The following is a 23,860-nucleotide window of genomic DNA, read 5'->3' as shown; positions in this document are numbered from 1 at the left end:
CATCTTATTTGGCAAAAGCCCGCTCGACCAAATCAAGTCGGTCCTGACCCCAGTAACCCTCGCCATCAACGACGTACCAAGGCGCGCCAAATACATTGGCGGCAATGGCTTCATCCGTAAATCGCACAAATTCTGCCTCCACGCTGGCGGTGTCGGCGGATTTGAGCAAGGTCTTACCGTCGTAATCGAGCGCAGTTGCCAAGGCGATCAGGGTATCGGCGTCTGCGATATTTTTGTCTTCCGCCCAGACCGCGCGCATGATGGCGGCGGTCAGGTCCAGCGCCGCTTGGGTGCCATGCGCGAGTTGGGTGGCGATGATGAGCTTGGCGGCTTCGTCGCTATGCACCGGGAAGTAGGTCGGCTGCAAATTGAGCGGCACCTTTAAATACTCGCTCCAGCGTTGTAGCTCTTGCAGTCGGTACGCCTGTCGTTGTGGTGCGCGTTTCGCTAGTGGTAAGCCGCCGGAGATACTGAGTACTTTTGACAGATCGAATGGCTTTAATGTGATTTTCACGCCATATTGCCTGGCTAAGGCCGTCAGTCGAGCATGGCCAAGATAGGCAAATGGCGACTGGGGCGCGAAATAATATTCACAGATTTTGCTCATCACAATTCCTTGGCAGCGCGATTTAAAACGGCTTAACGACAACGAGAATAACGATAGCCAGCAATACAATGACCGGCACTTCATTGAACCAGCGAAACCAGACGTGGCTGCGTTTGTTCGTTCCCAATTCGAATTTTTTGAGCATGCTGCCACAAGCGTGGTGATAGCCGATCAATACAACAACCAGAAGTAATTTTGCGTGCATCCAGGCATTGCCTGGCCCCATGCCGATACCATAGCCCATCCACAACCATGCACCAAAGATAATGGTCCCGATCGCCAGCGGCGTCATGAAGCGATACAGTTTGCGCGCCATCAACAATAGTCGCTGCGTTGCAACCGATTCGGTTTCCTGTGCCAGATTGACGAGGATGCGTGGCAAATAAAACAAGCCTGCAAACCATGAAACGACGAAGACGATGTGTAGGGCTTTAATCCAAAGCATGAAGTTATCCTTGTGGGTGAGATCCGGGAGTGGACGGTAATTTGATGATAGTCAGGTGCGTACTTCGCCGTGACCAAACACGACATATTTCAGCGATGTCAGGCCATCGAGTCCGACTGGGCCGCGGGCATGTAATTTGTCATTCGAAATGCCGATTTCAGCGCCTAGTCCAAACTCGAAGCCATCGGCAAAGCGCGTAGATGCATTCACAATGACCGAGGCCGAATCAACCTCACGCAAGAAGCGCATCGACCGAGAGTAATTTTCAGTCACGATGCTGTCAGTGTGATGCGATGAATAATGATTGATGTGCGTAATCGCCTCATCCATATCGGCCACAATTTTGACTGCAAGAATCGCGGCCAGATATTCTGTACTCCAGTCTTCTTCAGTGGCGGCACTTAAATGCGGATAGCCGCAGGCACGCAATATCTTGCCAGCCTCAGCATCGGCGCGCAGCTCGACATCTTTGGTGCGATATAAATGCGCCAGTTCGGGCAACACTTGCGGTGCAATGGCACGCGCGACTAACAATGTTTCCATCGTATTGCAGGTGCCGTAGCGATGGCATTTGGCGTTGAAGGCGATCTTCAGGGCTTTTTCCGGATCTGCCGTATCGTCAATGTAGACATGGCAAATCCCGTCCAGATGTTTGATCATCGGCACTTTGGATTCTTTGATCAGACGTGCGATGAGGCCTTTGCCACCGCGTGGGATGATGACATCAACATATTCAGGCATGCTAATTAAAGCCCCTACGGCTGCGCGATCGGTGGTTTCAATCACCTGGACGGCGTCGCTGGGCAAACCAGCGCCATCCAATCCTTCTTTGACCAGTTTTGCCAATGCCTGATTGCAGTGAATGGCTTCCGAGCCGCCGCGTAAAATCGTTGCATTGCCACTTTTAATACATAAACCGGCCGCGTCTATCGTGACATTCGGTCGTGCTTCATAAATGATGCCAATGACCCCGAGTGGTACGCGCATTTGGCCAACCTGAATCCCGGTGGGACGATATTTCATGTCTGAAATCTCGCCGATCGGGTCAGGCAGGGCAACAATTTGCAGCAAACCTTCGATCATGGTCGCGATGGCTTTGTCGGATAAGGTCAGGCGATCGAGCATCGCGTCTTCCAGTCCACTAGCGCGTGCCGCTTCCAGATCTTTTTGATTGGCGGCGTGCAATATTTTTGCATCGCGGCCGATCGCCTGGGCGATCAGTGTCAGCGCACGATTTTTGACGGCCGTATCAGCGCGCGCCATCAAGCGCGATGCCGCACGGGCGCGCTGACCAACGTCGGTGATGTAGTGTTGAATATCCATGATGATTGTTTGCTTTGTCGAAAGAGTGGTCTGGCTGGCTGTATGGTGCCCTAACCTGCAATATACAGCTAAGAGCGGGCAACTTTCAGCCCCAATTGCAGCAAGGCATCCCATGCGTCACCAGCGAACGCTTTAGCGCGTAAGCCTTTGACCATTTTGTCGATCTGGGCGGCTTGTTGTAAGGCAGCTTCTAATGTTGTCAGAGATAAACGTCGTAACGCCGGTTCCATTAAACGTTCGCGCGGTCCCCAGATGCGGTATTCCTTCAACAGCACACCGAGCGGACGGCCTTGGGTCATGCCTGATTTTAATTTTAATAAGGTACGGCACTCTTCCGAGATTGCCCACAGCACCAGCGGCAGCGCTTCGCCTTCGCCTTTGAGGCCGTCGATCATCCGTACCAGACGTGGAATATCACCGGCAAGCATGGCCTCGTTCAACTTAAAAACATCATAGCGGGCGACATTGAGCACGGCATCGTGGACCGCCTCAAAACTCAGCTTGCCCGGCGGATGCAGCAATGCCAGTTTTTGAATTTCCTGATGCGCCGCCAACAAATTGCCCTCAACCCGATCCGCAATAAAATCAAGCGACTGCCGATCGGTGCTTTGTTGCTGTCTAGCCATGCGCACGCCGATCCAGTTGGGCAATTGGGAGCGCTCAACTTGCGGGATATCTATATACACGCTGGTCTGCTGCAACGACGCCACCCACGCCGCTTTTTGGGTTGCCCAATCCAGCTTTGGGAGCGTGACAATGGTGACGTTATCCGGGTTGAGCGAGGCGGCATATTGCTGCAAGGCCTGACCGCCATCCTTACCCGGCTTGCCGGTCGGGATGCGCAATTCGATGAGTTTTTTGTCGCCGAATAGTGATTGCGATTGATTTGCTGCCTGTAACTCGCCCCATTTAAAACTGCGATCAACGATTAAGACGTCGCGTTCCGAGCAGCCGTTAGCGCGTGCACTTTTACGAATTTTATCCGCAGCTTCGAGCGCCAGCAGGTGCTCGTCGCTGGTGATGACGTACAGCGGGGCCATTGTTTTGGCCAGGTGAGCGTCAAGGGCGTCAATCCGCAGTTGCATGCCTGAGCCTCGTTATTGCGCTGGTGGCGCAGGTGGTGTTGTCGATGGTACTGAGGTGCCGGGCGGTATGACTACTGGTACTACATTGCTGTTTTTCTCCGCAGGTTTAATAGCTGCCAGACGTCGCAAAATTTGTCGCACCAGATCGGTTTGCATGTCGCGATACAGTAGCGCTTCTTCGGGGATTTTTGACAACTCCTGTGATTCGCTATAGCTGATATCGCGCTTGAGTGTGATCTCGGTTGGTGCCATCAGCTCCTTCTGTTGCGCGTCTCTTATGCGAAACGAAAATTTGGAATACAGCATGTATTCACGCGCACGGCCTTGACTGTTGAGGGCCAGAATAACTTTTTGCTGACTTTGTGAAAGCACTTCCATAATCGCTTCGGCACCTTGCTCTTTATCCAATACGATGGTGGTGCCGCTGGCGATAATGTTGCGCTTTAACTCGATACCTAATGGCGTAGCGGTAGCGCTGCCCAGATAAATCGACTTGAATGGCAAAGTGACCGCGCCGCGTAAATGGAAGCCGCACGCGGCCAGCAAGGTGGCGGTGGCGATGATGATCGACCAGCGAAAAAAGGGTAGGCGGCTGTTGGAAATACGCGTCATACAGAGATTCCTTGTTTCAAAGATGCGGGACGGAGTGCGATGTTCGGGCTAACCCGTTGATACGTGGGTTAGCCCGGAACAGTTAGTGGTTTGGATTAAGCCACGATATTGATGAGTTTTCCCGGCACAACGATGACTTTCTTTGGCGCGCCATCGAGATACTTTTGCACATTTTCATGGGCCAGCGCGAGCGCTTCAACCGTGGCTTTGTCAGTGTCTTTGGCGACGATAATGCTACCGCGCAGTTTACCGTTGACCTGAATCATCATTTCGATTTCGCTTTGCTCCAGCGCTGTGGCGTCAACCTGCGGCCAGCTTGCGTCGAGGATGTCGCCATGCACCTTAGCGAAGCCAAGCTCTTGCCACAGCGTGTGCGTAATATGCGGCGCGACGGGGTTGAGTACGCGTAAGAAAATCGAGAGACATTCTGTTAGCACTGCATTACTCAGCGCGGAGGTGTCAAGCTTGGCTGCTTCTAAGGTGTTGAGCATTTTCATGCAGGCCGAGACGACAGTGTTGTATTGAATCCGTTTCAGATCATGGTCGGCTTGCTGCAAAATTTTGTGCACTTCACGGCGCAAGGTTTTGAGCGTGGCTGGCAGATCGGTCAATGGCGTATTTTTGTCCGGGCGTATGTTTGCTGCTTGCGCGTAGCTAAAACTCCAGACCCGGCGCAAGAAGCGGTTCGCGCCTTCGACGCCAGCGTTTGACCATTCCAGCGTTTGCTCCGGCGGCGACGCAAACATCGTGAACAGACGCGCAGTATCAGCGCCGTATTGATCGATTTGGGCTTGTGGGTCGATACCGTTATTTTTCGATTTCGACATCTTTTCAGTGCCGCCAATGGCGACCGGCTGACCATCCGATTTCAGGATGGCCGACAGTGGGCGACCTTTATCATCAAAAGTCAGCACCACATCTTCCGGGTTGTGCCAGTTTTTCTTGCCGTTGGCTTCTTCGCGATAGTAGGTTTCGTTGAGCACCATGCCTTGCGTGAGCAAATTGGTGAACGGTTCATCAAACTTCACCAGTCCGAAATCGCGCATCACCTTGGTCCAGAAGCGGGCGTACAGCAGATGCAATACGGCGTGCTCGATACCGCCGATGTATTGATCCATCGGCATCCAGTAATCGTTACGGGCATCGACCATCGTGTCGGTACCGGGCGATGTGTACTTCATGTAATACCAGGATGAATCGACAAAGGTATCCATCGTGTCGGTTTCGCGCCGTGCGGGTTTGCCGCAGCTTGGGCAGTCTACGTGCAAAAACTTTTCATGCTTGTTAAGCGGATTGCCGCTACCGTCGGGTACGCAATCTTCCGGCAACAGGACGGGCAAGTCTTTTTCTGGAACAGGGACATCGCCGCAATCGTCGCAATGGATGATCGGAATGGGTGTGCCCCAATAGCGTTGGCGCGAAATACCCCAATCGCGCAGGCGGTAGGTGATTTTCTTCTCGCCTAAACCGTGTGCAGCGAGGTCGGCGGCGATGGCGTCAACGGCTTGTTCAAACTTCATACCGTCATATTTGCCGGAATCGACACAACGACCGTTTTCTTTATCGGAATACCAGTCGTGCCAGCTTTCGGTCGAGTAAGTTTTGCCTTCTACCGCAATCACGGGACGAATCGGGAGTACGTATTTTTGCGCAAAGGCAAAATCGCGCTCATCATGTGCCGGTACACCCATCACAGCGCCGTCGCCGTAGGTGATTAAGACGTAATTACCGACCCAGACTTCAACTTGTTGACCGGTTAATGGATGTGAAACGTAGAGGCCGGTCGGCATACCTTTCTTTTCCATGACTGCCATGTCAGCTTCGGCTACGCCGCCTTTTTTGCATTCGGCGATGAACTCAGTCAGTTCAGGATTGGTTTTGGCGGCGAAGGTGGCGAGCGCGTGTTCAGGGGCGACGACGCAAAAGGTCACGCCTTTGATCGTATCGACGCGGGTAGTAAATACCCATAACTTGCCGTCCTGAATCAACTGGCCGTCTTCGGTGATTTTGTGCGGAAAGGCAAAGCGTACGCCGGTTGATTTGCCGATCCAGTTGGCTTGCATCAGGCGCACGCGCTCTGGCCAGCCGGGTAATTTGGTCTCGACGTGATCGAGTAATTCTTCGGCGTAATCGGTGATTTTGGCGTAATACATCGGGATTTCACGCTTTTCAATCAGCGCGCCGGAACGCCAGCCGCGACCATCGATGACTTGTTCGTTAGCCAATACGGTCTTGTCTAGCGGGTCCCAATTCACGGTCCCGGTTTTTTTGTAAATGATGCCTTTTTCGAGCATTTTCAGGAACATCCATTGGTTCCATTTGTAATACTCAGGCTTGCAGGCGGTCATTTCGCGCGACCAGTCGATGGCAAGGCCCATCGATTGCATCTGCGATTTCATGTGTTCGATATTGCTGTAAGTCCACTGCGCCGGTGGCACGTTGTTCGCCATCGCCGCGTTTTCTGCTGGCATGCCAAACGCATCCCAGCCCATCGGCATCAGAACGTTGTAGTTGTTCATCCGCAAGTAGCGATACATCACGTCATTAATCGTGTAATTGCGGACATGGCCCATGTGCAATTTTCCCGATGGGTAGGGCAGCATCGAACAGGCGTAAAATTTTTTCTTGTCTTGACCGTTCTGGTCTTTCGCATGTTCGACGGCTTTGTAGGCATCGATAGCGCGCCAATAGTCTTGGGTCGATTTTTCAACGTCGGTCGGGCTGTATTTTTCTTGCATGGCGTGGATGAGGCTAACAGTGAATGTGGGAAGGCGTTGGGTGCGTTGGGTAACTTCACCCGGAACCGATGATTATACTGGTTCGGGTGCCGGTGTACGACGGGGACTTGCGTGGGGGCAAATGCAGACTAGCGGTAGAGCGGGTATTACTTCGTTGCTGGAGTATTTTTAGGATCGGTCACGAAACCAATCTTTGTCAGACCATTATTTTGCGCCAGCGACATTACCTCTGCCAATACTTGATAACGGGTATCTTTATCGGCGCGCAATTGCAACTCGGGCTGCGGCTGGTGTCGGGCGGCGGCGATTAGCCGGGCGGGGAGTTCGCTTTCTGCAACAGGCGCATCATTCCAGAACATTTTTCCGGCACGGTCTATGGACAGCGCAATTGTCTCGGGCTTTTCAGGTGCTGGAGCGGATTGGGCGGTAGGCAGATCGACTTTGACGGCGTGCGTGAAGAGCGGCGCGGTGATGATGAAGATCACCAGCAGCACCAACATCACGTCGACCATAGGCGTGATGTTGATGTCCGCCATGGGGGCCGAGTGTTTATTGTCGTTGAATCCGCCGAATGCCATGTTGTGGTCCTGAATTAATCGCTGTAGTTGTTGGTGCTTGAATTATTTCCGACCCGGCTACCGGTCGTCAGATAGGCATGCAAGTCGTGGGCAAAGGCGTCTAGCTCTGCCAGCGTGACCCGATTGACGCGGGTGAACGCGTTGTACGCCAATACCGCAGGGATGGCGACGACCAAACCAAGCGCGGTCATGATCAGCGCTTCACCAACCGGCCCGGCAACTTTATCAATCTGGACCGTGCCGGACGCCGAGACGGCCATCAAGGCATGATAAATGCCCCATACAGTGCCAAACAAACCCACGAACGGCGCGGTTGAGCCGACCGAGGCCAGCAACGTCAATCCGCTTTCCAGTCGTGATGAAACACGATTGATTTCACGGCGTAAGGTGCGTGTGACTAATTCGCCGAGGTCGGTTGCCGCATTGAGCGAGGCGGCTGAATTGCCCGTCGCTGGTGTTCTGATGGCCGCAGCATCGGCGGCTTGCTCTGCTAATGGCGCGTAGACGTTTTCGGTATCAACAGGTTTGATGATGGCAATCGCATCGCTAAGTGTTGGCGCTTGCCAGAAACCATCCAGCGCTGATGCACTGCGGCGGATGCGCCATGAGCTTAAGGCTTTGGAGAGAATGTAAAACCAGCTAACGACCGACATTAGTAATAATAGGTACGCCACAGAGTGAGAAACAGCGTCGCCTTGCGCCCAGTAGTGGGCGAACCCAAGATTGTCATCCATGTTGTTGATCCGAATAGTGATAGAGCGGCACAGCGACCGCTGGGTCGTAAGTATCTAGCAATAATTTAACGCAGGCCAAGCACATCCTGCATGTCATACAGCCCGGTCGCCTTGTCGCTCAAGAAGCGTGCAGCACGCAAACTGCCGTGCGCATAAGTAACCCGGCTGGAAGACTTGTGTGTGATTTCGACGCGCTCGCCATCGCCGGCAAACAGCACCGTATGATCGCCTACGATATCGCCGCCACGAATGGTGGCAAAACCGATAGAGGAGGGATCGCGCTCGCCGGTCACGCCTTCGCGGGAATAGACTGCAACGTCATCGAGTTTGCGGCCCAGCGCATCGGCAATAACCTCACCCATTTTCAAGGCCGTCCCGGATGGGGCATCGATTTTATGGCGGTGATGCGCTTCGATGATTTCAATGTCGTAGCCGTGCGAAAAACTCTTCGCGGCCAGTTCCAGTAATTTCATGGTGACATTGACGCCGACGCTCATATTGGGCGCAAACAGGATGGCGGTCTTTTGCGCTGCAGCGGCAATGGCGGCCTTGCCAGCTTCGTCAAAGCCGGTGGTGCCGATAATCATCTTGATGCCATGCTCTGCGCAATACGCCAAATGCTTGAGCGTGCCTTCAGGACGCGTGAAGTCAATCAGATAGTCAGCATTGGTTAAGCCTGCCGCGAGATCGGATTCGATGGGGACACCAGCCGGTTTGCCCAGAAACGCTGCTGCGTCGGCACCAAGACCCGGGGCTGTAGCCACATCCAGCGCTCCTGCCAGCACGGCATCTTCAGCCTGTTGAATGGCTTCGATCAGCATGTGACCCATGCGCCCGGATGCGCCGGCAACGGCAATTTTCATTTGATTCATCGTGGATTGACTATTCTGATACGTTATTTGACGGGCGATGTAGGAGGAGGCAGCGGCACATCTTTGGCGATCCCGGTATTTTCAGTAGCTTTTTTGGCTTCTTTGTTACCGCCTGAAATACGGGCCAGATATTCGGCCTCGGTCGGCAGGTCGCTACCGCCTTCAACACGGCTCACAAGGCTATCTTTAAAGTATACGGTGACGCGGCTTGAGGTGACTTCGCCATTGCCCTTTTGCAGGCGGAACACATAATCCCAGCGATTCGCGTGAAACATATCCGTCAATAGCGGCGTGCCGAGTGCAAATGACACCTGATCGGTTGTCATGCCTTCTTTGACTTGGGAGATCATTTCTTTCGAAACAAAATTGCCTTGCTGAATATTGGTGCGATAAGGCGAAAAAATACCGAAAAAGCGCCGATTCTTAACAGTTTGGACACCCGCGTTTGCCGTGGTCGTGCCAGTTGCGGCTGCATTGGTGTCGGTCGGGGTAACCGGGCTGTCGATAAGGGGATTTTTTGATGCGCAGCCAGCCAGCAATGCGATGGATACAGCAGCTATGGTCAGGGAAGACTTAGGGGTCATACAGGAGAGCAACATTCGCATAAGGATCTCAATTGATTGAGCAATACTGCTAAAACGCTATATGATAAAGCAGATCATCCATTTGCGACGTAAACATGCCCAACAATCCATCCGAACTAAAAGCAAGCGGCCTTAAAGCTACTTTGCCCCGCCTCAAAATTCTGGAAATTTTCCAAAATAGTGAAGTCCGTCATCTGAGCGCTGAAGACGTCTATAAAATTCTTCTGTCTGAAAATCTCGATGTCGGTCTGGCAACAGTTTATCGTGTCTTGACGCAATTTGAGCAAGCCGGTTTATTGCAGCGCAATCATTTCGAAACCGGAAAAGCGGTCTTTGAGCTCAACGAAGGCTCACACCACGATCATTTGGTTTGTCTGGTGTGTGGCCTGGTGGAGGAGTTTTACGATGAAGAGATTGAAAATCGCCAGAAAGCAGTTGCTGCGGAGCATGGTTTTGAGATTGCCGATCATGCCTTGGCGTTATACGGTCATTGCCGGAAATGCGCTAAAAAATAATCGTCGTATCTAATCGTACTTAATACCCAAACCGCAATCACATTAAGCCAGACTAGTTCTGGCTTAATGCATTCGAGAGTAGCTTAGCCGTGATATCCACAATGGGAATGACGCGCTGATACGCCATCCGAGTCGGTCCGATCACGCCAAGCGTGCCGACGATCTTGCCGTTGACCTCATATGGCGCTGTCACGACGCTCATTTCTTCCATCGGAACTAATTGTGATTCGCCGCCGATAAAAATTTGTACGCCCGTGGCTTTGCCGGAGATATCGAGCAAGCGCATCAAATTGGTTTTTTGCTCAAACATGTCGAATAGCTTGCGCAACGAGGCCATGCTCGACGACAAGTCGGTCACGCTCAACAGATTGCGTTCGCCCGAAATCACGACATCGTCGGCATCATCCGTCATCGCGTCGCTGCCAGCCTCCACCGCAGCCTGCATCAGGCGGGTCATATCATCACGCAATTGGCGCACTTCGGTCTGCAAGCGTAGGCGTACATCATCAATGCTGTGTCCACCGTAATGTTGATTGATGTAATTAGCCGCCTGTATTAGTTGCGATGGGGTGTAATCAACGTCGGTCAGCAATAGCCGATTCTGGACATCGCCGCTTTGGCCGACGATCACCAGCAAGATACGCTTTTCAGAAAGCCTCAAAAATTCAATTTGTTGAAATACCGATTCACGCCGTGGCGTGAGCACGACACCGGCAAATTGCGATAGCGACGATAAAACTTGCGCGGCGTTGGCGATGATCTTTTGCGGGGAGTTCGATTGCAGGCGCGTTTGCATCCTGGATTCGAGCGCGCTTTCATCAATCGGCTGCACCGTCAGCAGCGTATCGACAAATACCCGATAACCACGCGGAGTAGGCACGCGTCCGGCGGAAGTGTGAGGGCTGGCAACAAAGCCCATTTCTTCCAGATCGGCCATGATGTTGCGGATGGTGGCCGGTGATAGTTCTAGCCCCGATATTTTTGAGAGCGCACGCGAGCCAACCGGCTGGCCGTCGAGAATATAACGTTCGACGAGGGCTTTAAGAAGAGTCTGAGCGCGGGTATCAAGATGCATGGCGAAAGTATTTGGTGAGAATTGACATAGCTTGTCAGTTTTTAATGGTTATATTTATACACTGTTACGCTTGCGGTGATTCAGTTGTTGACGTTATGGGTGGTTTTCTTGTGTCTGCAGCCATGCTTCGAGTTGGACCAAGTCGGTGCATTCGGCATCCGCACTGATCCCGGTTGGCAGCGTCCGCCCAAAACGATTGATCCAGACGCTGCGTAGTCCTGCTTGCCGCGCCCCGACGACGTCTAGTAGTGGATCGTCGCCAACATATACCGTCTCTTCCGGCGCAACGTTAAGTGCATCGCAAGCGGCATGAAAGATCGCCGGATCAGGCTTGGCGCAGCCGAAACTATGGGCCGCGAGGGAAATACGGAAGTGTTGCGCTAAACCGATTTTATCCAGATCGGCAAAGCCATTCGAGACTGAGCCCAGCAAAAGATGATGGCGCAGTCGGGTGAGTGCCGGTTTAACATCGTCGTATAAAGTGACCTCATGACGGGCCTTGGCAAACAGTGCCATTGCGGCATCGATCTTGCCGGTATCCTCACCGACACTCTGGAAGGCTTCCGTCAATCCGGCGTGGCGCAAGGCTGATAAATTGATCTTGAATAAGGGATCGGTAGCGCTTAACGTTTGGCGTCGCTGGCGCAGGCTCTCAATCGTAAATGCCCGCGTTACCCCAGGCGCATGCTGCGATAGCCATTCGAACAGCAATTGTTCGGCGCGAATCAGCACCGGCATAATCGGCCACAGCGTGTCATCGAGATCAAACAGAACGGCTTTGATAGGGGGAGCGGTATTTGTCATGATGGGCATATGTGCTGTGGAATAAGAAAGCCGTAATGCAGTCTGGACACAATCAGAAATCAACAGAATCAGCAGACCCAAATTATGGTCTAATCCCCAGCATGTGGCCTATAAAATTATCTCATCAGCAGAATCTTCCCAGCTTGCCCAAAACCATTGCGATTGTTGGCAAATACTTTGCCGCCGGTATTGCCGAGTCGCTCAACGAAATTGCCGCGTTTTTGCAGATACGCGGGCATAACGTTGTGTTTGAGGCAGAAACCGCACAAAACATTGCGCTGACCGGGTTTGAGGCAATGACGCCTGCGCAGATTGGCCAGCAAGCTGATGCCGCGATTGTGCTCGGCGGCGATGGCACGATGCTCGGCATTGCACGCCAATTGGCACCCTTTGATGTCCCATTAATTGGTATCAATCAGGGCAGACTCGGGTTTATGACCGATATTTCTCTGGAGCGGATGCTGCCGGTCTTGGGGGAAATGTTGGACGGTAATTACGAATCGGAGCGTCGTACCTTACTGCACGGGGTAGTCAAGCGCGACGAAGCGGAGATTTTTAGCGCCCTCGCGTTTAATGACATCGTTGTCTCACGAGGAGCTACGACCGGCATGGCCGAGCTCAGAGTCGATGTTGACGGCCGCTTTATGTACAACCAGCGCTCAGACGGCTTAATTGTCTCCACGCCGACCGGCTCCACGGCTTACGCGCTGTCTGCCGGCGGTCCATTGCTGCATCCATCGTTGGGCGGGATCGTCTTGGTCCCGATCGCACCGCATGCGCTGTCTAACCGCCCTATTGTCATTCCCGATAGCAGCGAAATCGTGATTGAAATCGTCAACGGTCGTGACATCAGTGTCAATTTTGATATGCAATCGTTAGCCAGTCTGCAACAGGGTGACCGTATTCTGATTCAGCGCTCCGACCACACCATCACCTTTTTGCATCCGGCTGGCTGGAGTTATTACGAGACGCTGCGGCAAAAGTTACACTGGAACGAATACCCTTCAGCCGATGGACATTTGCGGTGATCGCAATGGCTCCGCTTAAAGTCCGATAATCCGATTTTTGTCTTTCATACTGATCTGACCTGATTCCATGCTGCGTACCCTTTCTATTCGCGACTTTGTCATCGTCGACGCCATTGAGCTTGATCTGGCCTCGGGCTTTACTGTGTTTACCGGTGAGACCGGCGCTGGAAAATCCATCCTGATTGATGCGTTGGCGCTCACGTTGGGCGGGCGCGGCGACGCCAGCGTTGTGCGGGAAGGTGCGGCGAAGGCCGACATCAGCGCCGCATTTTCGGTCTCGCGGTATAGCGAAGGCAGCCCGATTGACACCAGCGAAGCGGTCAGAGCATGGCTGGCAGCGCATGCCTTTGAGAGCGAAGAAGGCGGCGTGCTGCTGCGGCGCGTCATCGACAATGCCGGACGCTCCAAGGCCTGGATCAACGGCATTACCGCGACAGCAGGACAATTGCGCGAGCTTGGCGAAATGCTGGTCGATATTCATGGTCAGCATGCCCATCAATCGCTGCTCAAAGCCGATTCCCAGCGTGTGTTATTAGACGGGCAAGCAGGCTTACAAGACGATTTACAAGCCGTTGCCGCAGCGTATAAAACCTGGCGCGCATTGGCTCGGCAGCGTCAGGAGTTTGAAACCAACGCCAAAAACGTATTACTAGAGCGCGAGCGCCTTGAGTGGCAAGTCAATGAACTGGAGAAACTCGCCGTCAAGCCCGGTGAGTGGGATGACATCACCAACGAACATAGCCGTTTGTCGCACGCCGCGAGTCTGATTGAAGGTGCGCAAGAAGCCTTGACCGTCATTTCAGAATCCGACATACCGATGCTGTCCCAATTGGCTGGATTGAATATCAAAATTAGCAAATTAGTCGATGTCGACAACGATTTGAGGCCGGTGCTGGAGGCACTGGAACCGGCGCGGATTCAATTGCAAGAGGCCGTCTACGCCCTTAATGATTATTTGAGCCGGGTTGAGCTCGACCCGGCACGGCTCCAACAAGTTGACCGCAGGCTGGAAGCGATCCACACCGCGTCACGTAAATTTCGACTGTCGCCCGAAGCCATTCCCGATGAACTGGTCAGCCTCTCAGCCCAATTGCAGCAGTTGGCTGACGCCAGCGATCTTGATGCGCTGCGCGCGCAGGAAGAAAAACGCAAGACCGTTTATCTTGGATTAGCCCAGAAATTATCAAAGGCCCGCCTGAAAGCCGCCAAGGATTTGACCGCCACGGTGACCGCCGCGATGCAAGAGTTGAGTATGAGTGGTGGACGTTTTGAGGTCGCCTTAAACCCGTGTGAGCCAGCCGTGTATGGCGTCGAACAAGTTGAATTTTTGGTCGCAGGTCATGCTGGCGTGGCACCACGGCCCTTGGCAAAAGTGGCTTCCGGCGGCGAACTGGCACGCATTGCGTTGGCTATTTCGGTCATTACTTCGAGCGCAACCGCAACACCGACGTTGATTTTTGATGAGGTTGACAGCGGCATTGGTGGCGGCGTGGCAGAGGTCGTGGGTCGTTTGCTCAAGCGTCTGGGCCAAGCCCGTCAGGTATTGTGCGTGACGCATCTGGCGCAGGTGGCCAGTCAGGCCAATCAGCATTTTCAAGTCAGTAAGCAAAGCGCCGCAAACAAAACTGTTTCGGCAATCGATGGCCTTGATACCAAGAGCCGGGTCGAAGAAATTGCCCGGATGATAGGCGGGCTGGAAATTACAGCAACGACGCGCAAGCATGCGCGTGAATTATTAGCCTCATAGCGCCACTTCGCGCCATTTCAGATGGTCCGATCAGAGCTCAGCGTCTTCTACGCTGCCGCCAAAGCTGCGTGCGCCAATTGGCGTCGCAGCACATACTTAGGGAATCCCGCATGACTTTTCGCAAAGAACCGCCTTTCACGCATGGCACCACGCTCAAAACAGCGGTGGTGTTGGTCAATTTAGGTACGCCGGATGCACCAACGACCAGCGCCGTGCGGCGCTATCTGAAGGAATTTTTATCCGACACGCGCGTGGTCGAAATCCCCAGGGCAATCTGGTGGTTGATTCTGCATTGCATCATTTTGCCGTTTCGCTCGGGCAAGTCGGCGCAAAAATATGCCTCCATCTGGACCAATGAGGGCTCGCCTCTCAAAGTCCACACTGAAAAGCAGGCAACTCTGCTACGCGGTTATCTCGGTCAGCGCGGCCATAAAGTTGAAGTTGAGTACGCAATGCGTTACGGCAATCCTTCGCTTTCATCAGTGCTGGATAAGCTCAAGGTCGATGGTTGCGATCGCGTACTGATTTTGCCTGCGTATCCACAGTATTCAGCGCCGACCACGGCCTCTATCTTTGACGCTGTATTTACGCATTACGCGCAAGTACGCAATATTCCTGAATTGCGACTGATCAAGCATTACCACGACCACGACGCCTATATACAAGCTTTGAAAGAGTCAGTCCTGGCGCATTGGGAGACGAATGGCACGCCAGATAAGCTGGTGATGAGTTTTCATGGCGTGCCAAAGCGCACCTTGTTGTTGGGTGATCCGTACCATTGTGAATGTTATAAAACGGCAAGATTGTTGGCGCAGGCGTTGGACTTGACGCAAGACCAATATATGGTGACCTTCCAATCACGCTTCGGTAAAGCGGAATGGCTACAACCGTACACCGCGCCGACGTTGGAAAAGTTAGCCAAGCAAGGCGTGGCGCGGGTTGATGTGATATGTCCGGGTTTTACCAGCGATTGTCTTGAAACCTTGGAAGAAATCGGCATTGAAGCGAAGGCTGATTTCTTGAAAGCAGGCGGTAAGGAGTTTTATCTGATTCCTTGTCTGAATCAATCTCCCGCCTGGATAAATGCCTTGGCAATGTTGACGGAGGAGCAATTGATAGGCTGGCCAACGCGTTTATCGGTGAGTGAACTTGCCGAACAGAAACGGCAGTCGGCGGTGCAAAAAAATGAAGCGATGCGGATCGGTGCTGAGGCTTAGCAAGCGCGATTCGGCCAGATATAAACCCTTGAAAAGGTAGGGGAAAGCCCCATTTGGCTAGGCATGGTTGGATTAAGTTCGTTGTAAACCCCCAATAATGGGGATTCAACCCGGACTTAATGCGTATCAACCCGCATTAAATCGTATTTTTAAGTCACTAATTGCAGGAGATTTCTGAATGGAAGACATGGAAAAGCAGACCGCACAAGCTGAGAACGAACAAACCATTGCGCAAGAGCAAGCTGCTGTAACGCCTGAATCGGCGCTGGAAATCGCATTGGCCGAAGCGCAAACCAAAATCGCCGAGATGCAAGATGCATTGTTGCGCGCCCGGGCAGAGTCGGAGAACATCCGTCGCCGTGCGCAAGAAGATATCGCCCGTGCCAGCAAATTTGCCATTGAAAATTTTGCTGAAGCAATGGTGCCGGTGAAAGATAGTCTGGAAATCGCGCTCAAACTTGAGACGCCTTCGATTGAGTCGTTAAAAGAAGGCGTAGAAATGACTCTAAAACAGCTAACCGCGGCGTTCGACAAGAATCGTCTGCTAGAAATCGCGCCTGAGGTTGGCGACCGGCTCGACCCAATGAAGCATCAAGCGATTTCGATGGTACCTGCCGAGCAGGAAGCCAACACGGTGGTAAGCGTGTTGCAAAAAGGCTACACCATTTCGGACCGTTTACTGCGTCCGGCGCTGGTGACTGTGGCGCAAAGCAAATAAGTATAAAAATTAAGCACTTGTTTCGCCTGAAAGGCTTGAAACAGTCGTCTTTCTCCCAATATTGAACATATCAAAATTTAACAAATTAAGTAAAGGACAGCGTCATGGGTAAAATTATCGGCATCGATTTAGGTACCACCAATTCTTGCGTTTCTATCATGGAAGGCGGGAAGCCTAAAGTTATCGAGAACTCAGAAGGCGTGCGCACTACGCCATCAGTGATCGCCTATCAGGAAGATGGCGAAATTCTGGTCGGCGCGCCGGCAAAACGCCAGGCAGTCACTAATCCAAAAAACACGCTATACGCAACCAAGCGTCTGATCGGTCGTAAATTCGACGAAAAAGAAGTCCAAAAAGACATCGGCCTGATGCCTTACGAGATCACTAAAGCTGATAACGGCGATGCATGGATTGCTGTGCGCGACCAAAAACTGGCCCCGCAACAAGTTGCTGCAGAAGTCCTGCGCAAAATGAAAAAAACCGCGGAAGACTACCTCGGTGAAGAAGTGACTGAGGCGGTCATCACTGTTCCTGCCTACTTCAACGATGCACAACGTCAAGCAACAAAAGATGCTGGCCGTATCGCGGGTCTGGACGTCAAGCGCATCATCAACGAGCCAACTGCGGCAGCCTTGGCTTTCGGCCTGGATAAGGCCGAAAAAGGCGATCGCAAGATTGCTGTGTATGACTTGGGCGGCGGTACTTTCGATATCTCAATTATTGAAATCGCAGACGTAGACGGTGAAATGCAATTTGAAGTCTTGTCGACCAACGGGGATACTTTCCTCGGCGGTGAAGATTTCGATCAACGCATGATCGATTACATCCTGGAAGAGTTCAAGAAGGTCAACGGCCTTGATCTGCGCAAAGATGCGATTGCATTGCAGCGTATCAAAGCTTCTGCAGAACGCGCCAAGATTGAGTTGTCGTCGTCACAACAAACAGAAATCAACGAGCCATACATCGCCATGGTCAACGGCGCGCCAGTCCATCTGAACATGAAGATGACCCGCGCCAAGCTGGAATCGTTGGTAGAAGAATTGATCGAACGCACGATCGCGCCTTGCCGCATTGCGATCCAGGACGCTGGCGTCAAAGTATCTGACATCAACGACATTATTCTGGTCGGCGGTATGACCCGTATGCCTAAGGTGCAGGAAAAAGTTAAAGAATTCTTCGGTAAAGAAGCCCGTAAAGATGTTAATCCAGATGAAGCGGTTGCTGTCGGTGCTGCGATTCAGGGTTCGGTTCTTTCCGGCGACCGTAAAGACTTGTTGCTGTTGGATGTCACACCTCTCTCACTCGGTATCGAGACCATGGGCGGCGTGATGACCAAGATGATCAAGAAAAATACGACCATCCCTACCAAGTTCAGCCAAGTGTTCTCGACTGCTGATGACAATCAGCCAGCTGTGACCATTAAAGTGTTCCAGGGCGAGCGCGAAATGGCCGCCGGTAACAAAGGTCTGGGCGAATTCAATCTGGAAGGTATCCCGCCAGCATCCCGGGGTACGCCGCAGATTGAAGTGACTTTTGATATTGACGCCAACGGTATTTTGCACGTCGGCGCGAAAGACAAAGCCACCGGTAAGGAAAACAAGATCACCATCAAGGCCAACTCCGGTTTGACCGAAGAAGAAATTCAAAAAATGGTGCGCGATGCTGAATTGAATGCTGAAGATGACAAGCGTTTGAAAGAATTGGCTGAAACGCATAATCAAGGCGATGCCTTAGTCCATTCGACCCGCAAATCGTTGGTTGAGTACGGCGATAAGCTCGAAGCGGCAGAGAAAGAAAGCATTGAAGCTGCGATCAAAGCACTGGAAGAAGCATTGAAGGGCAGCGACAAAGCGGATATCGACAACAAATCAGCAGCCCTGAGCACAGCAGCACAAAAACTCGGCGAGAAAATGTATGCCGATATGCAAGCCAAGCAAGCTGCCGCTGGCGGTACTGAAGGCGCTGCTGCAGGCGCGGCGGAAAGCAAGCCGAAAGACGATGACGTTGTTGATGCTGACTTTAAAGAAGTAAAAGACAAGTAAACATACGTCCGGCGGTGCATTAGAAAGTATTCCAACGCACCGCAATGACGCGCCGGACAAAGCTTTAAGCTCTGTTCGGCGTTTTCGCTTAGACAAAGAGGGTGCCAAAACATGGCGAAACGTGATTTTTACGAAATTCTGGGAGTTGCGAAAAACGCTTCTGATGAAGAAATCAAGAAGTCGTACCGCAAGCTCGCGATGAAACACCATCCGGACCGTAATCCGGATAGCAAAGGTGCTGAAGATAAATTCAAGGAAGGCAAAGAAGCCTACGAGATGCTATCGGATCCGCAAAAGCGCGAGGCCTATGACCGCTACGGTCATGCCGGTGTCGATCCGAATATGGGCGGCGGAGGCGGTGGTAATGGCGGCGGCTTTGCCGATGCTTTTGGCGATATCTTCGGTGACATCTTTGGTGGCGGCGGAGGCCAGCAACGTGGTGGTCGCGGTGGCGGCCCTCAGGTATATCGCGGTGCGGATTTGCGCTACAACCTGGAAATTACGCTGGAGCAGGCGGCGCACGGTTTCGACACCACTATTCGGGTGCCTTCGTGGGATGCTTGCGAACCTTGCCACGGCAGCGGTGCCAAGCCGGGAACGCAGCCGGTGACTTGTCCGACCTGCGGCGGTCACGGTCAGGTCAGGATGCAGCAAGGATTTTTCAGCATTCAACAAACTTGTCCGAAATGTCACGGCAGCGGTAAAGTGATTGCCGAGCCATGCACGTCGTGCGCGGGAGCTGGTCGGATCAAGCGCAACAAGACCCTTGAAGTCAAGATTCCAGAAGGAATCGATGACGGTATGCGCATTCGCTCATCCGGTAACGGTGAGCCGGGTACGAACGGCGGGCCTCCGGGTGATTTGTATGTTGAGATTCACATCAAAGAACACGGTGTATTTCAACGTGATGGCGATGATTTACATTGCGAAATGCCGATCTCATTTGCCAAGGCCGCTTTGGGTGGCGAAATTGAAGTGCCAACGCTCAACGGTAAGGTTTCGTTCACGATTCCAGAGGGTACGCAGTCAGGCAAAACCTTCCGCTTGCGCAGCAAGGGTATTAAAGGCGTTCGCTCAGGTTATGCCGGCGATTTATTTTGCCATGTTGTCATTGAAACGCCTGTCAAGCTCAGCGATCGCCAGAAAGAACTGTTACGCGACTTCGATCTGCTGACAACGGAAGGTGGGGCGAAACATAATCCTCAGAGTAAGTCTTGGAAAGATAAGGTTAAAGAGTTCTTTGAGTAATTATTAAGTCTTGGAAATCTTGCGTAAAAAAGCCGCTGATCAAACGATCATTTTCTTTTTTGTGTCTTCCAGCATGCTTCATGCGTATGCCTCACATTCAGCATTGCATTATTTGTTGGTCGGGCCTATTCTAATCGCTCAATAAAACGACCGTTCTATTTTGTTCGGCGAAATTACTACAACCATCCATTGGAGAAGACATGACTGTAGTTGCTTATGTAAAACGCGGGTGTGGCCTTGTTTGTATGTTGTCGGCACTGTTGTTGACGCAACAAGCATCCGCATTTGAGCTGGCAGGGGTGCAGATTAATGAAACCGCGAATGTTGCCAATAACGAATTGCTATTGAATGGTGCCGGCATTCGTTACAAGGCTATTTTTAAGGTCTACACCGCAGCGCTGTATCTGACGGAGAAAAAGACAACGCCAAACGATGTCATGAATGCTACCGGACCGCGGCGCATAACGTTGGTGATGCTACGCGACGTGAGTAGTGAGGATTTTGGGCAGGCTTTTATGTCAGGCATACAGAAAAATTCAGATAAAACAGAGAAAGCGAAAATTATTAATCAATTAATAAAATTCGGCGAATTATTTGCAGCGATACCGGAGCTTAAAAAAGGCGACGTTTTGTTCACTGACTGGATTCCCGGCACCGGCACAGTGATGCAATTGAATGGAAAAAGAATTGGAGAAGTGTTCCCAGATGTAGTTTTTTATAATGCTTTACTAAAAATCTGGATAGGCGATAACCCTGCTGACAGCAAACTAAAATTACGTTTGCTAGGAGAGGCGGGCTGAATCAGGTCTGATTGTTTTTAGACGGTTTGTCTCGAATTTGTGTCGGATTTTTTCCATCTTGATACGGATATTGAAAAAACTCAATATCGTCCCCCAGTTTCGATAAAATGACGTTCAAGTTGATTTGCGTAGGTTGTAAAACTACCATGTAAATTGAGCACTTATTCTGAACGGAAAACGATGATAAAGCATAAAGACGCCCTGACCCAGGAACAACTTTTCGAGAGCAACCGCAAATGGGCCGCTGCGATGACTGCCCGCGATCCGGTGTTTTTTAAAACGTTAGCAGGCCAGCAATCGCCTGATTATTTCTGGATTGGTTGTTCCGATAGCCGGGTACCGGCAAATGAATTGCTCGGCCTCCTGCCGGGCGAGTTATTCGTCCACCGCAATATTGCCAACGTAGTCGCCCATAGCGATTTGAATTGTTTGTCAGTACTGCAATTTGCGGTTGATGTGCTGAAGGTCAAGCATGTGTTTGTTGTGGGACATTACGGCTGCTCAGGCGTGCATGCTGCGTTGACCAAACGCCGCGTTGGTCTGGCCGACAACTGGTTGCGGCATGTACAGGACGTACATCAAAAGCATGAGCGCTATTTGGGAGAGGGATTGTCAGAGCAATTGCGGCACGATCGGTTATGCGAACTCAATTCCATGGAGCAGGTTGCTAATGTTTGTCAGACGACGATCGTTCAGGATGCCTGGGAGCGTGGGCAGGATTTGACTATCCATAGCTGGGTGTATGGTTTGCAGGATGGCTTGTTACGTGATTTGGGCGTGACGGTCAGCGGACCGGACGATCTGGCTAAAGGGATGGCGTGTAGTTTGAAGCGTTACGATGAGTGATCTTCTGTAGGAGCGCGTACGAAGAAGCTATGAAAAAATCGCCAATCGGATCAACCGGGTTGGCGATTTTTTTATCTCTCTGATCCGTCTAAGCCAGCTTTCAGAAACAATGTTCTGGAGCCGGAAACGACTTGTCCTTGACCGCTGCGATATAGGTCTGCACAGCCGCATCAATACTCGTTTGACCTTCCATGAAATTCTTCACGAAGCGGGCTTTGTGGCCCGGAAATACACCCAGCAAATCATGCAGTACTAACACCTGACCTGAGCAATCAGGACCGGCACCGATGCCGATGGTGGGGATGCTCAACAATGCCGTTATTTCCTGACCTAACGCTGCCGGAATCGCCTCCAGCACCAGCATGCTGGCGCCAGCAGCTTGCAATGCTAGTGCATCGGCTTTGAGTTGTTCCGCCGCCGCAGTGGTTTTTCCCTGTACTTTGTAGCCCCCCATCTGGTGCACCGATTGTGGTGTCAGGCCGAGATGGGCGCATACGGGAATCGCGCGTTCAGTGAGAAAACGCACGGTTGGTACCAGCCACGCTCCGCCTTCAATTTTGATCATCTGCGCACCTGCCTGAATCACCAATACGGCATGTGCGAATGCGCTCTCAGGCGTGCCATAACCACCAAAGGGCAAATCGGCAAGCACCAGCGCGGTAGGGTTGACGCGCGCGACGCTGGCAGTGTGATACACAATATCCTCGACCGATACTGGCAACGTTGAAGAATGCCCCTGACACACCATGCCGAGTGAATCTCCGATGAGGATGGTATCGACCCCACAGCGATCCAATAATGCGGCAAAACTGGCGTCGTAGCACGTCAACATGGTGATCTTTTCACCTTTGTCATGCATCTTTTGCAAGACTGGAATGGTCACCGGAGCCGTCCGTTTTTGCGATGTTTCGGCTGCGTCGTCTTGTAAATAGGCTGCCATATTATTCTCCGCGATTAAAAAATTCACGCTTGCCGCGCATGCTATCGATCCGTGCTAACAGCAATTCAAAGTCGGCGTCACTGCCTGACAGGTCCATGTGTTCGTTATTGACGATCAGCAATGGCGCGGCTTCGTAATCGTAAAAGAAGCGGCTATAGCTCTCGCATAATCGTTTCAGATAGTCGGGAGTGATGCCGGACTCCATCGGAATGCCGCGTTTTTTGATGCGCTCAATCAACTTATCAGGCTCGGCTTGCAGATAAATAACCAAGTCCGGCGTTGGGGTTTGCGGTCGCAATTGATTGTAGAGTTGTTGATACATTTTTAGCTCGTCATCGACCAGCGTCAAGTTGGCAAAAATGGGGTCTTTGTCGAGTAAAAAATCGGAGACAACCGCCCCGGCATTTTCAACGCTCTCGTTGAACAAATTACTCTGCCCCAGATCGCGTAACTGATTGATACGCTGGAGCAGGAAGAACATTTGCGTTGCCAGGGCGTAACGGGCTGGGTCGTAATAAAACTTTTCCAGAAAAGGATTGCTTTCCGGTTGTTCGAGCAGCACTTGTGCGCCTATGTGCGCCGCTATTTTTTTGGTTAAGGTCGTTTTACCGGCACCGATAGGGCCTTCAACCACAACATATTTGTAATTTTGTAGATTCATATTCGGGGGAGGAGAGGGTGTGTGGCTTGAGCAGGAGTGTTACGCGGATGGTTCGTATGCAATATTTTCGTTGAAGTATGAGTGTAAACGCTTTCGGGCGCGGGGTTTGAAGTCGCTCAATCAGAGAAAACAACGATTGACGCGGGAGCTAGATTTTAGCGATGACCTGATCGGCAACCTGGGGAATAAATTGGTGCGCCGCACCGTACCCGGGAATTGACATAAAAGGATCGATTTGCAATAAGGGAATCAATACGAACGCACGTTGCAGCATGCGTGGATGCGGTACAGTTAATGTCGCATCGGCAATAATTTGTGTGCCATATAGCAACAAATCCAGGTCCAGCGTGCGTGGAGCATTCCGGTAGGGGCGTTCGCGGCCGAAATGTTGCTCGATATTTTGTAGCTCCTCAAGCAAAGCGTGAGGACCAAATTGGGTATCGAGCCGCACCACAGCGTTGATGTAATCGTCACCGCCAGAATCGATCGGAGCGGTGCGAAACAGACTCGATTGCGCGCTCAGCACGGTCTGCGGCAATGTCCCAAGCTGCGCAATAGCGCTCAGTACCTGGGCCTGGGCATCGCCGAGATTGCCGCCGATGCCGATGTAGGCAACGACGGATTCCGGAAGGGCTTTCACG

General features: G+C 52.1%; 24 protein-coding genes. 9 read left to right on the top strand and 15 right to left on the bottom strand.

Annotation, left to right across the window (positions count from 1 at the left end; translation table 11 throughout):
• Window positions 1–4 precede the first annotated feature (4 nt).
• The 10 genes from ACVBEF_RS05000 to ACVBEF_RS04955 form a co-directional block, all read right to left on the bottom strand.
• Window positions 5–607, bottom strand: coding sequence for a DsbA family protein (locus ACVBEF_RS05000; RefSeq protein WP_447122848.1), 603 nt, complete (start codon window positions 605–607; stop codon window positions 5–7).
• A gap of 22 nt (window positions 608–629) precedes the next feature.
• Window positions 630–1,052: a CopD family protein gene (locus ACVBEF_RS04995; RefSeq protein WP_447122847.1), complete on the bottom strand. Its 423-nt coding sequence runs from the start codon at window positions 1,050–1,052 to the stop codon at window positions 630–632.
• Window positions 1,053–1,103: 51 nt separating this feature from the next.
• A complete protein-coding gene (locus tag ACVBEF_RS04990; protein ID WP_447122846.1) occupies window positions 1,104–2,375 on the bottom strand; it encodes a glutamate-5-semialdehyde dehydrogenase in 1,272 nt (423 codons plus the stop codon).
• Window positions 2,376–2,443: 68 nt separating this feature from the next.
• The gene (gene holA / locus ACVBEF_RS04985; RefSeq protein WP_447122845.1) at window positions 2,444–3,460 is read right to left on the bottom strand and encodes a DNA polymerase III subunit delta; all 1,017 of its coding nucleotides are present in this window, start codon (window positions 3,458–3,460) and stop codon (window positions 2,444–2,446) included.
• Between the two features lie 12 nt (window positions 3,461–3,472).
• Complete coding sequence (locus tag ACVBEF_RS04980; RefSeq protein WP_447122844.1) at window positions 3,473–4,072, bottom strand: LPS-assembly lipoprotein LptE; 600 nt, start codon at window positions 4,070–4,072, stop codon at window positions 3,473–3,475.
• A gap of 95 nt (window positions 4,073–4,167) precedes the next feature.
• Complete coding sequence (leuS, locus tag ACVBEF_RS04975) at window positions 4,168–6,810, bottom strand: leucine--tRNA ligase (protein ID WP_447122843.1); 2,643 nt, start codon at window positions 6,808–6,810, stop codon at window positions 4,168–4,170.
• 146 nt (window positions 6,811–6,956) lie between these two features.
• Window positions 6,957–7,388, bottom strand: coding sequence for an ExbD/TolR family protein (locus tag ACVBEF_RS04970; protein ID WP_447122842.1), 432 nt, complete (start codon window positions 7,386–7,388; stop codon window positions 6,957–6,959).
• A gap of 14 nt (window positions 7,389–7,402) precedes the next feature.
• Window positions 7,403–8,122, bottom strand: a complete 720-nt coding sequence (locus ACVBEF_RS04965; protein ID WP_447122841.1) for a MotA/TolQ/ExbB proton channel family protein — start codon at window positions 8,120–8,122, stop codon at window positions 7,403–7,405.
• 65 nt (window positions 8,123–8,187) lie between these two features.
• On the bottom strand, window positions 8,188–8,994 hold the full coding sequence (gene dapB / locus ACVBEF_RS04960; RefSeq protein ID WP_447122840.1) for a 4-hydroxy-tetrahydrodipicolinate reductase: 807 nt from the start codon (window positions 8,992–8,994) through the stop codon (window positions 8,188–8,190).
• A gap of 23 nt (window positions 8,995–9,017) precedes the next feature.
• Complete coding sequence (locus ACVBEF_RS04955; protein WP_447122839.1) at window positions 9,018–9,578, bottom strand: outer membrane protein assembly factor BamE; 561 nt, start codon at window positions 9,576–9,578, stop codon at window positions 9,018–9,020.
• Between the two features lie 95 nt (window positions 9,579–9,673).
• Here ACVBEF_RS04955 and fur point away from each other — a divergent pair, with 95 nt between their 5' ends.
• Entirely contained in the window at window positions 9,674–10,093 is a 420-nt protein-coding gene (fur, locus tag ACVBEF_RS04950) for a ferric iron uptake transcriptional regulator (protein WP_447122838.1), read from the top strand.
• A gap of 52 nt (window positions 10,094–10,145) precedes the next feature.
• Here the strand turns inward: fur and hrcA are convergent, their stop codons facing one another.
• Together hrcA and ACVBEF_RS04940 are read right to left on the bottom strand one after the other, a co-directional pair.
• On the bottom strand, window positions 10,146–11,168 hold the full coding sequence (gene hrcA / locus ACVBEF_RS04945) for a heat-inducible transcriptional repressor HrcA (protein WP_447122837.1): 1,023 nt from the start codon (window positions 11,166–11,168) through the stop codon (window positions 10,146–10,148).
• Window positions 11,169–11,261: 93 nt separating this feature from the next.
• Window positions 11,262–11,972 (bottom strand): HAD family hydrolase, encoded by a 711-nt coding sequence (locus ACVBEF_RS04940; RefSeq protein WP_447122836.1) that lies wholly within the window; start codon window positions 11,970–11,972, stop codon window positions 11,262–11,264.
• A gap of 101 nt (window positions 11,973–12,073) precedes the next feature.
• On the opposite strand from ACVBEF_RS04940, the gene ACVBEF_RS04935 reads away from it, so the two are divergent.
• The 8 genes from ACVBEF_RS04935 (at window position 12,074) to can (ending at window position 21,618) form a co-directional block, all read left to right on the top strand.
• Window positions 12,074–13,000, top strand: coding sequence for an NAD kinase (locus ACVBEF_RS04935; protein WP_447122835.1), 927 nt, complete (start codon window positions 12,074–12,076; stop codon window positions 12,998–13,000).
• Window positions 13,001–13,067: 67 nt separating this feature from the next.
• A complete protein-coding gene (recN, locus tag ACVBEF_RS04930) occupies window positions 13,068–14,747 on the top strand; it encodes a DNA repair protein RecN (protein ID WP_447122834.1) in 1,680 nt (559 codons plus the stop codon).
• A 110-nt stretch (window positions 14,748–14,857) separates the two neighbouring features.
• The gene (hemH, locus tag ACVBEF_RS04925; RefSeq protein WP_447122833.1) at window positions 14,858–15,964 is read left to right on the top strand and encodes a ferrochelatase; all 1,107 of its coding nucleotides are present in this window, start codon (window positions 14,858–14,860) and stop codon (window positions 15,962–15,964) included.
• Window positions 15,965–16,142: 178 nt separating this feature from the next.
• Window positions 16,143–16,682, top strand: coding sequence for a nucleotide exchange factor GrpE (grpE, locus tag ACVBEF_RS04920; RefSeq protein ID WP_447122832.1), 540 nt, complete (start codon window positions 16,143–16,145; stop codon window positions 16,680–16,682).
• Between the two features lie 104 nt (window positions 16,683–16,786).
• Window positions 16,787–18,724 (top strand): molecular chaperone DnaK, encoded by a 1,938-nt coding sequence (dnaK, locus tag ACVBEF_RS04915; RefSeq protein WP_447122831.1) that lies wholly within the window; start codon window positions 16,787–16,789, stop codon window positions 18,722–18,724.
• A 111-nt stretch (window positions 18,725–18,835) separates the two neighbouring features.
• On the top strand, window positions 18,836–19,972 hold the full coding sequence (gene dnaJ, locus ACVBEF_RS04910; protein ID WP_447122830.1) for a molecular chaperone DnaJ: 1,137 nt from the start codon (window positions 18,836–18,838) through the stop codon (window positions 19,970–19,972).
• A 200-nt stretch (window positions 19,973–20,172) separates the two neighbouring features.
• Complete coding sequence (locus ACVBEF_RS04905; RefSeq protein WP_447122829.1) at window positions 20,173–20,772, top strand: chalcone isomerase family protein; 600 nt, start codon at window positions 20,173–20,175, stop codon at window positions 20,770–20,772.
• Between the two features lie 180 nt (window positions 20,773–20,952).
• A complete protein-coding gene (gene can / locus ACVBEF_RS04900) occupies window positions 20,953–21,618 on the top strand; it encodes a carbonate dehydratase (protein WP_447122828.1) in 666 nt (221 codons plus the stop codon).
• Window positions 21,619–21,718: 100 nt separating this feature from the next.
• On the opposite strand, the gene panB is transcribed toward can, so the two are convergent.
• From panB to folK, 3 genes are all read right to left on the bottom strand, one after another.
• Window positions 21,719–22,558 carry a 3-methyl-2-oxobutanoate hydroxymethyltransferase gene (gene panB, locus ACVBEF_RS04895; protein WP_447122827.1) on the bottom strand — a complete coding sequence of 280 codons (840 nt, stop codon included), beginning with the start codon at window positions 22,556–22,558 and terminating at the stop codon, window positions 21,719–21,721.
• A gap of 1 nt (window position 22,559) precedes the next feature.
• On the bottom strand, window positions 22,560–23,219 hold the full coding sequence (locus ACVBEF_RS04890) for a deoxynucleoside kinase (protein WP_447122826.1): 660 nt from the start codon (window positions 23,217–23,219) through the stop codon (window positions 22,560–22,562).
• Between the two features lie 148 nt (window positions 23,220–23,367).
• Window positions 23,368–23,859, bottom strand: a complete 492-nt coding sequence (gene folK / locus ACVBEF_RS04885) for a 2-amino-4-hydroxy-6-hydroxymethyldihydropteridine diphosphokinase (RefSeq protein ID WP_447122825.1) — start codon at window positions 23,857–23,859, stop codon at window positions 23,368–23,370.
• Window position 23,860 lies beyond the last annotated feature (1 nt).

Source organism: Glaciimonas sp. GG7, assembly GCF_052976905.1.
The sequence above is the reverse complement of the archived record's forward strand: the minus strand, read 5'-3'. Positions and strand labels throughout refer to the sequence as shown.

Bases quoted from the DNA above. Each gene is read 5' to 3' on its own strand.
- ACVBEF_RS04970 (WP_447122842.1), bottom strand. From the start codon at position 7,388: ATGGCATTCGGCGGATTCAACGACAATAAACACTCGGCCCCCATGGCG.
- ACVBEF_RS04965 (WP_447122841.1), bottom strand. From the start codon at position 8,122: ATGGATGACAATCTTGGGTTCGCCCACTACTGGGCGCAAGGCGACGCT.
- ACVBEF_RS04940 (WP_447122836.1), bottom strand. From the start codon at position 11,972: ATGACAAATACCGCTCCCCCTATCAAAGCCGTTCTGTTTGATCTCGAT.
- ACVBEF_RS04980 (WP_447122844.1), bottom strand. From the start codon at position 4,072: ATGACGCGTATTTCCAACAGCCGCCTACCCTTTTTTCGCTGGTCGATC.
- ACVBEF_RS04995 (WP_447122847.1), bottom strand. From the start codon at position 1,052: ATGCTTTGGATTAAAGCCCTACACATCGTCTTCGTCGTTTCATGGTTT.
- ACVBEF_RS04935 (WP_447122835.1), top strand. From the start codon at position 12,074: ATGTGGCCTATAAAATTATCTCATCAGCAGAATCTTCCCAGCTTGCCC.
- ACVBEF_RS04890 (WP_447122826.1), bottom strand. From the start codon at position 23,219: ATGAATCTACAAAATTACAAATATGTTGTGGTTGAAGGCCCTATCGGT.
- recN (WP_447122834.1), top strand. From the start codon at position 13,068: ATGCTGCGTACCCTTTCTATTCGCGACTTTGTCATCGTCGACGCCATT.
- ACVBEF_RS04905 (WP_447122829.1), top strand. From the start codon at position 20,173: ATGACTGTAGTTGCTTATGTAAAACGCGGGTGTGGCCTTGTTTGTATG.
- can (WP_447122828.1), top strand. From the start codon at position 20,953: ATGATAAAGCATAAAGACGCCCTGACCCAGGAACAACTTTTCGAGAGC.
- dnaJ (WP_447122830.1), top strand. From the start codon at position 18,836: ATGGCGAAACGTGATTTTTACGAAATTCTGGGAGTTGCGAAAAACGCT.
- ACVBEF_RS04990 (WP_447122846.1), bottom strand. From the start codon at position 2,375: ATGGATATTCAACACTACATCACCGACGTTGGTCAGCGCGCCCGTGCG.
- dapB (WP_447122840.1), bottom strand. From the start codon at position 8,994: ATGAATCAAATGAAAATTGCCGTTGCCGGCGCATCCGGGCGCATGGGT.
- fur (WP_447122838.1), top strand. From the start codon at position 9,674: ATGCCCAACAATCCATCCGAACTAAAAGCAAGCGGCCTTAAAGCTACT.
- hrcA (WP_447122837.1), bottom strand. From the start codon at position 11,168: ATGCATCTTGATACCCGCGCTCAGACTCTTCTTAAAGCCCTCGTCGAA.
- ACVBEF_RS05000 (WP_447122848.1), bottom strand. From the start codon at position 607: ATGAGCAAAATCTGTGAATATTATTTCGCGCCCCAGTCGCCATTTGCC.
- holA (WP_447122845.1), bottom strand. From the start codon at position 3,460: ATGCAACTGCGGATTGACGCCCTTGACGCTCACCTGGCCAAAACAATG.
- dnaK (WP_447122831.1), top strand. From the start codon at position 16,787: ATGGGTAAAATTATCGGCATCGATTTAGGTACCACCAATTCTTGCGTT.
- hemH (WP_447122833.1), top strand. From the start codon at position 14,858: ATGACTTTTCGCAAAGAACCGCCTTTCACGCATGGCACCACGCTCAAA.
- panB (WP_447122827.1), bottom strand. From the start codon at position 22,558: ATGGCAGCCTATTTACAAGACGACGCAGCCGAAACATCGCAAAAACGG.
- grpE (WP_447122832.1), top strand. From the start codon at position 16,143: ATGGAAGACATGGAAAAGCAGACCGCACAAGCTGAGAACGAACAAACC.
- leuS (WP_447122843.1), bottom strand. From the start codon at position 6,810: ATGCAAGAAAAATACAGCCCGACCGACGTTGAAAAATCGACCCAAGAC.
- ACVBEF_RS04955 (WP_447122839.1), bottom strand. From the start codon at position 9,578: ATGACCCCTAAGTCTTCCCTGACCATAGCTGCTGTATCCATCGCATTG.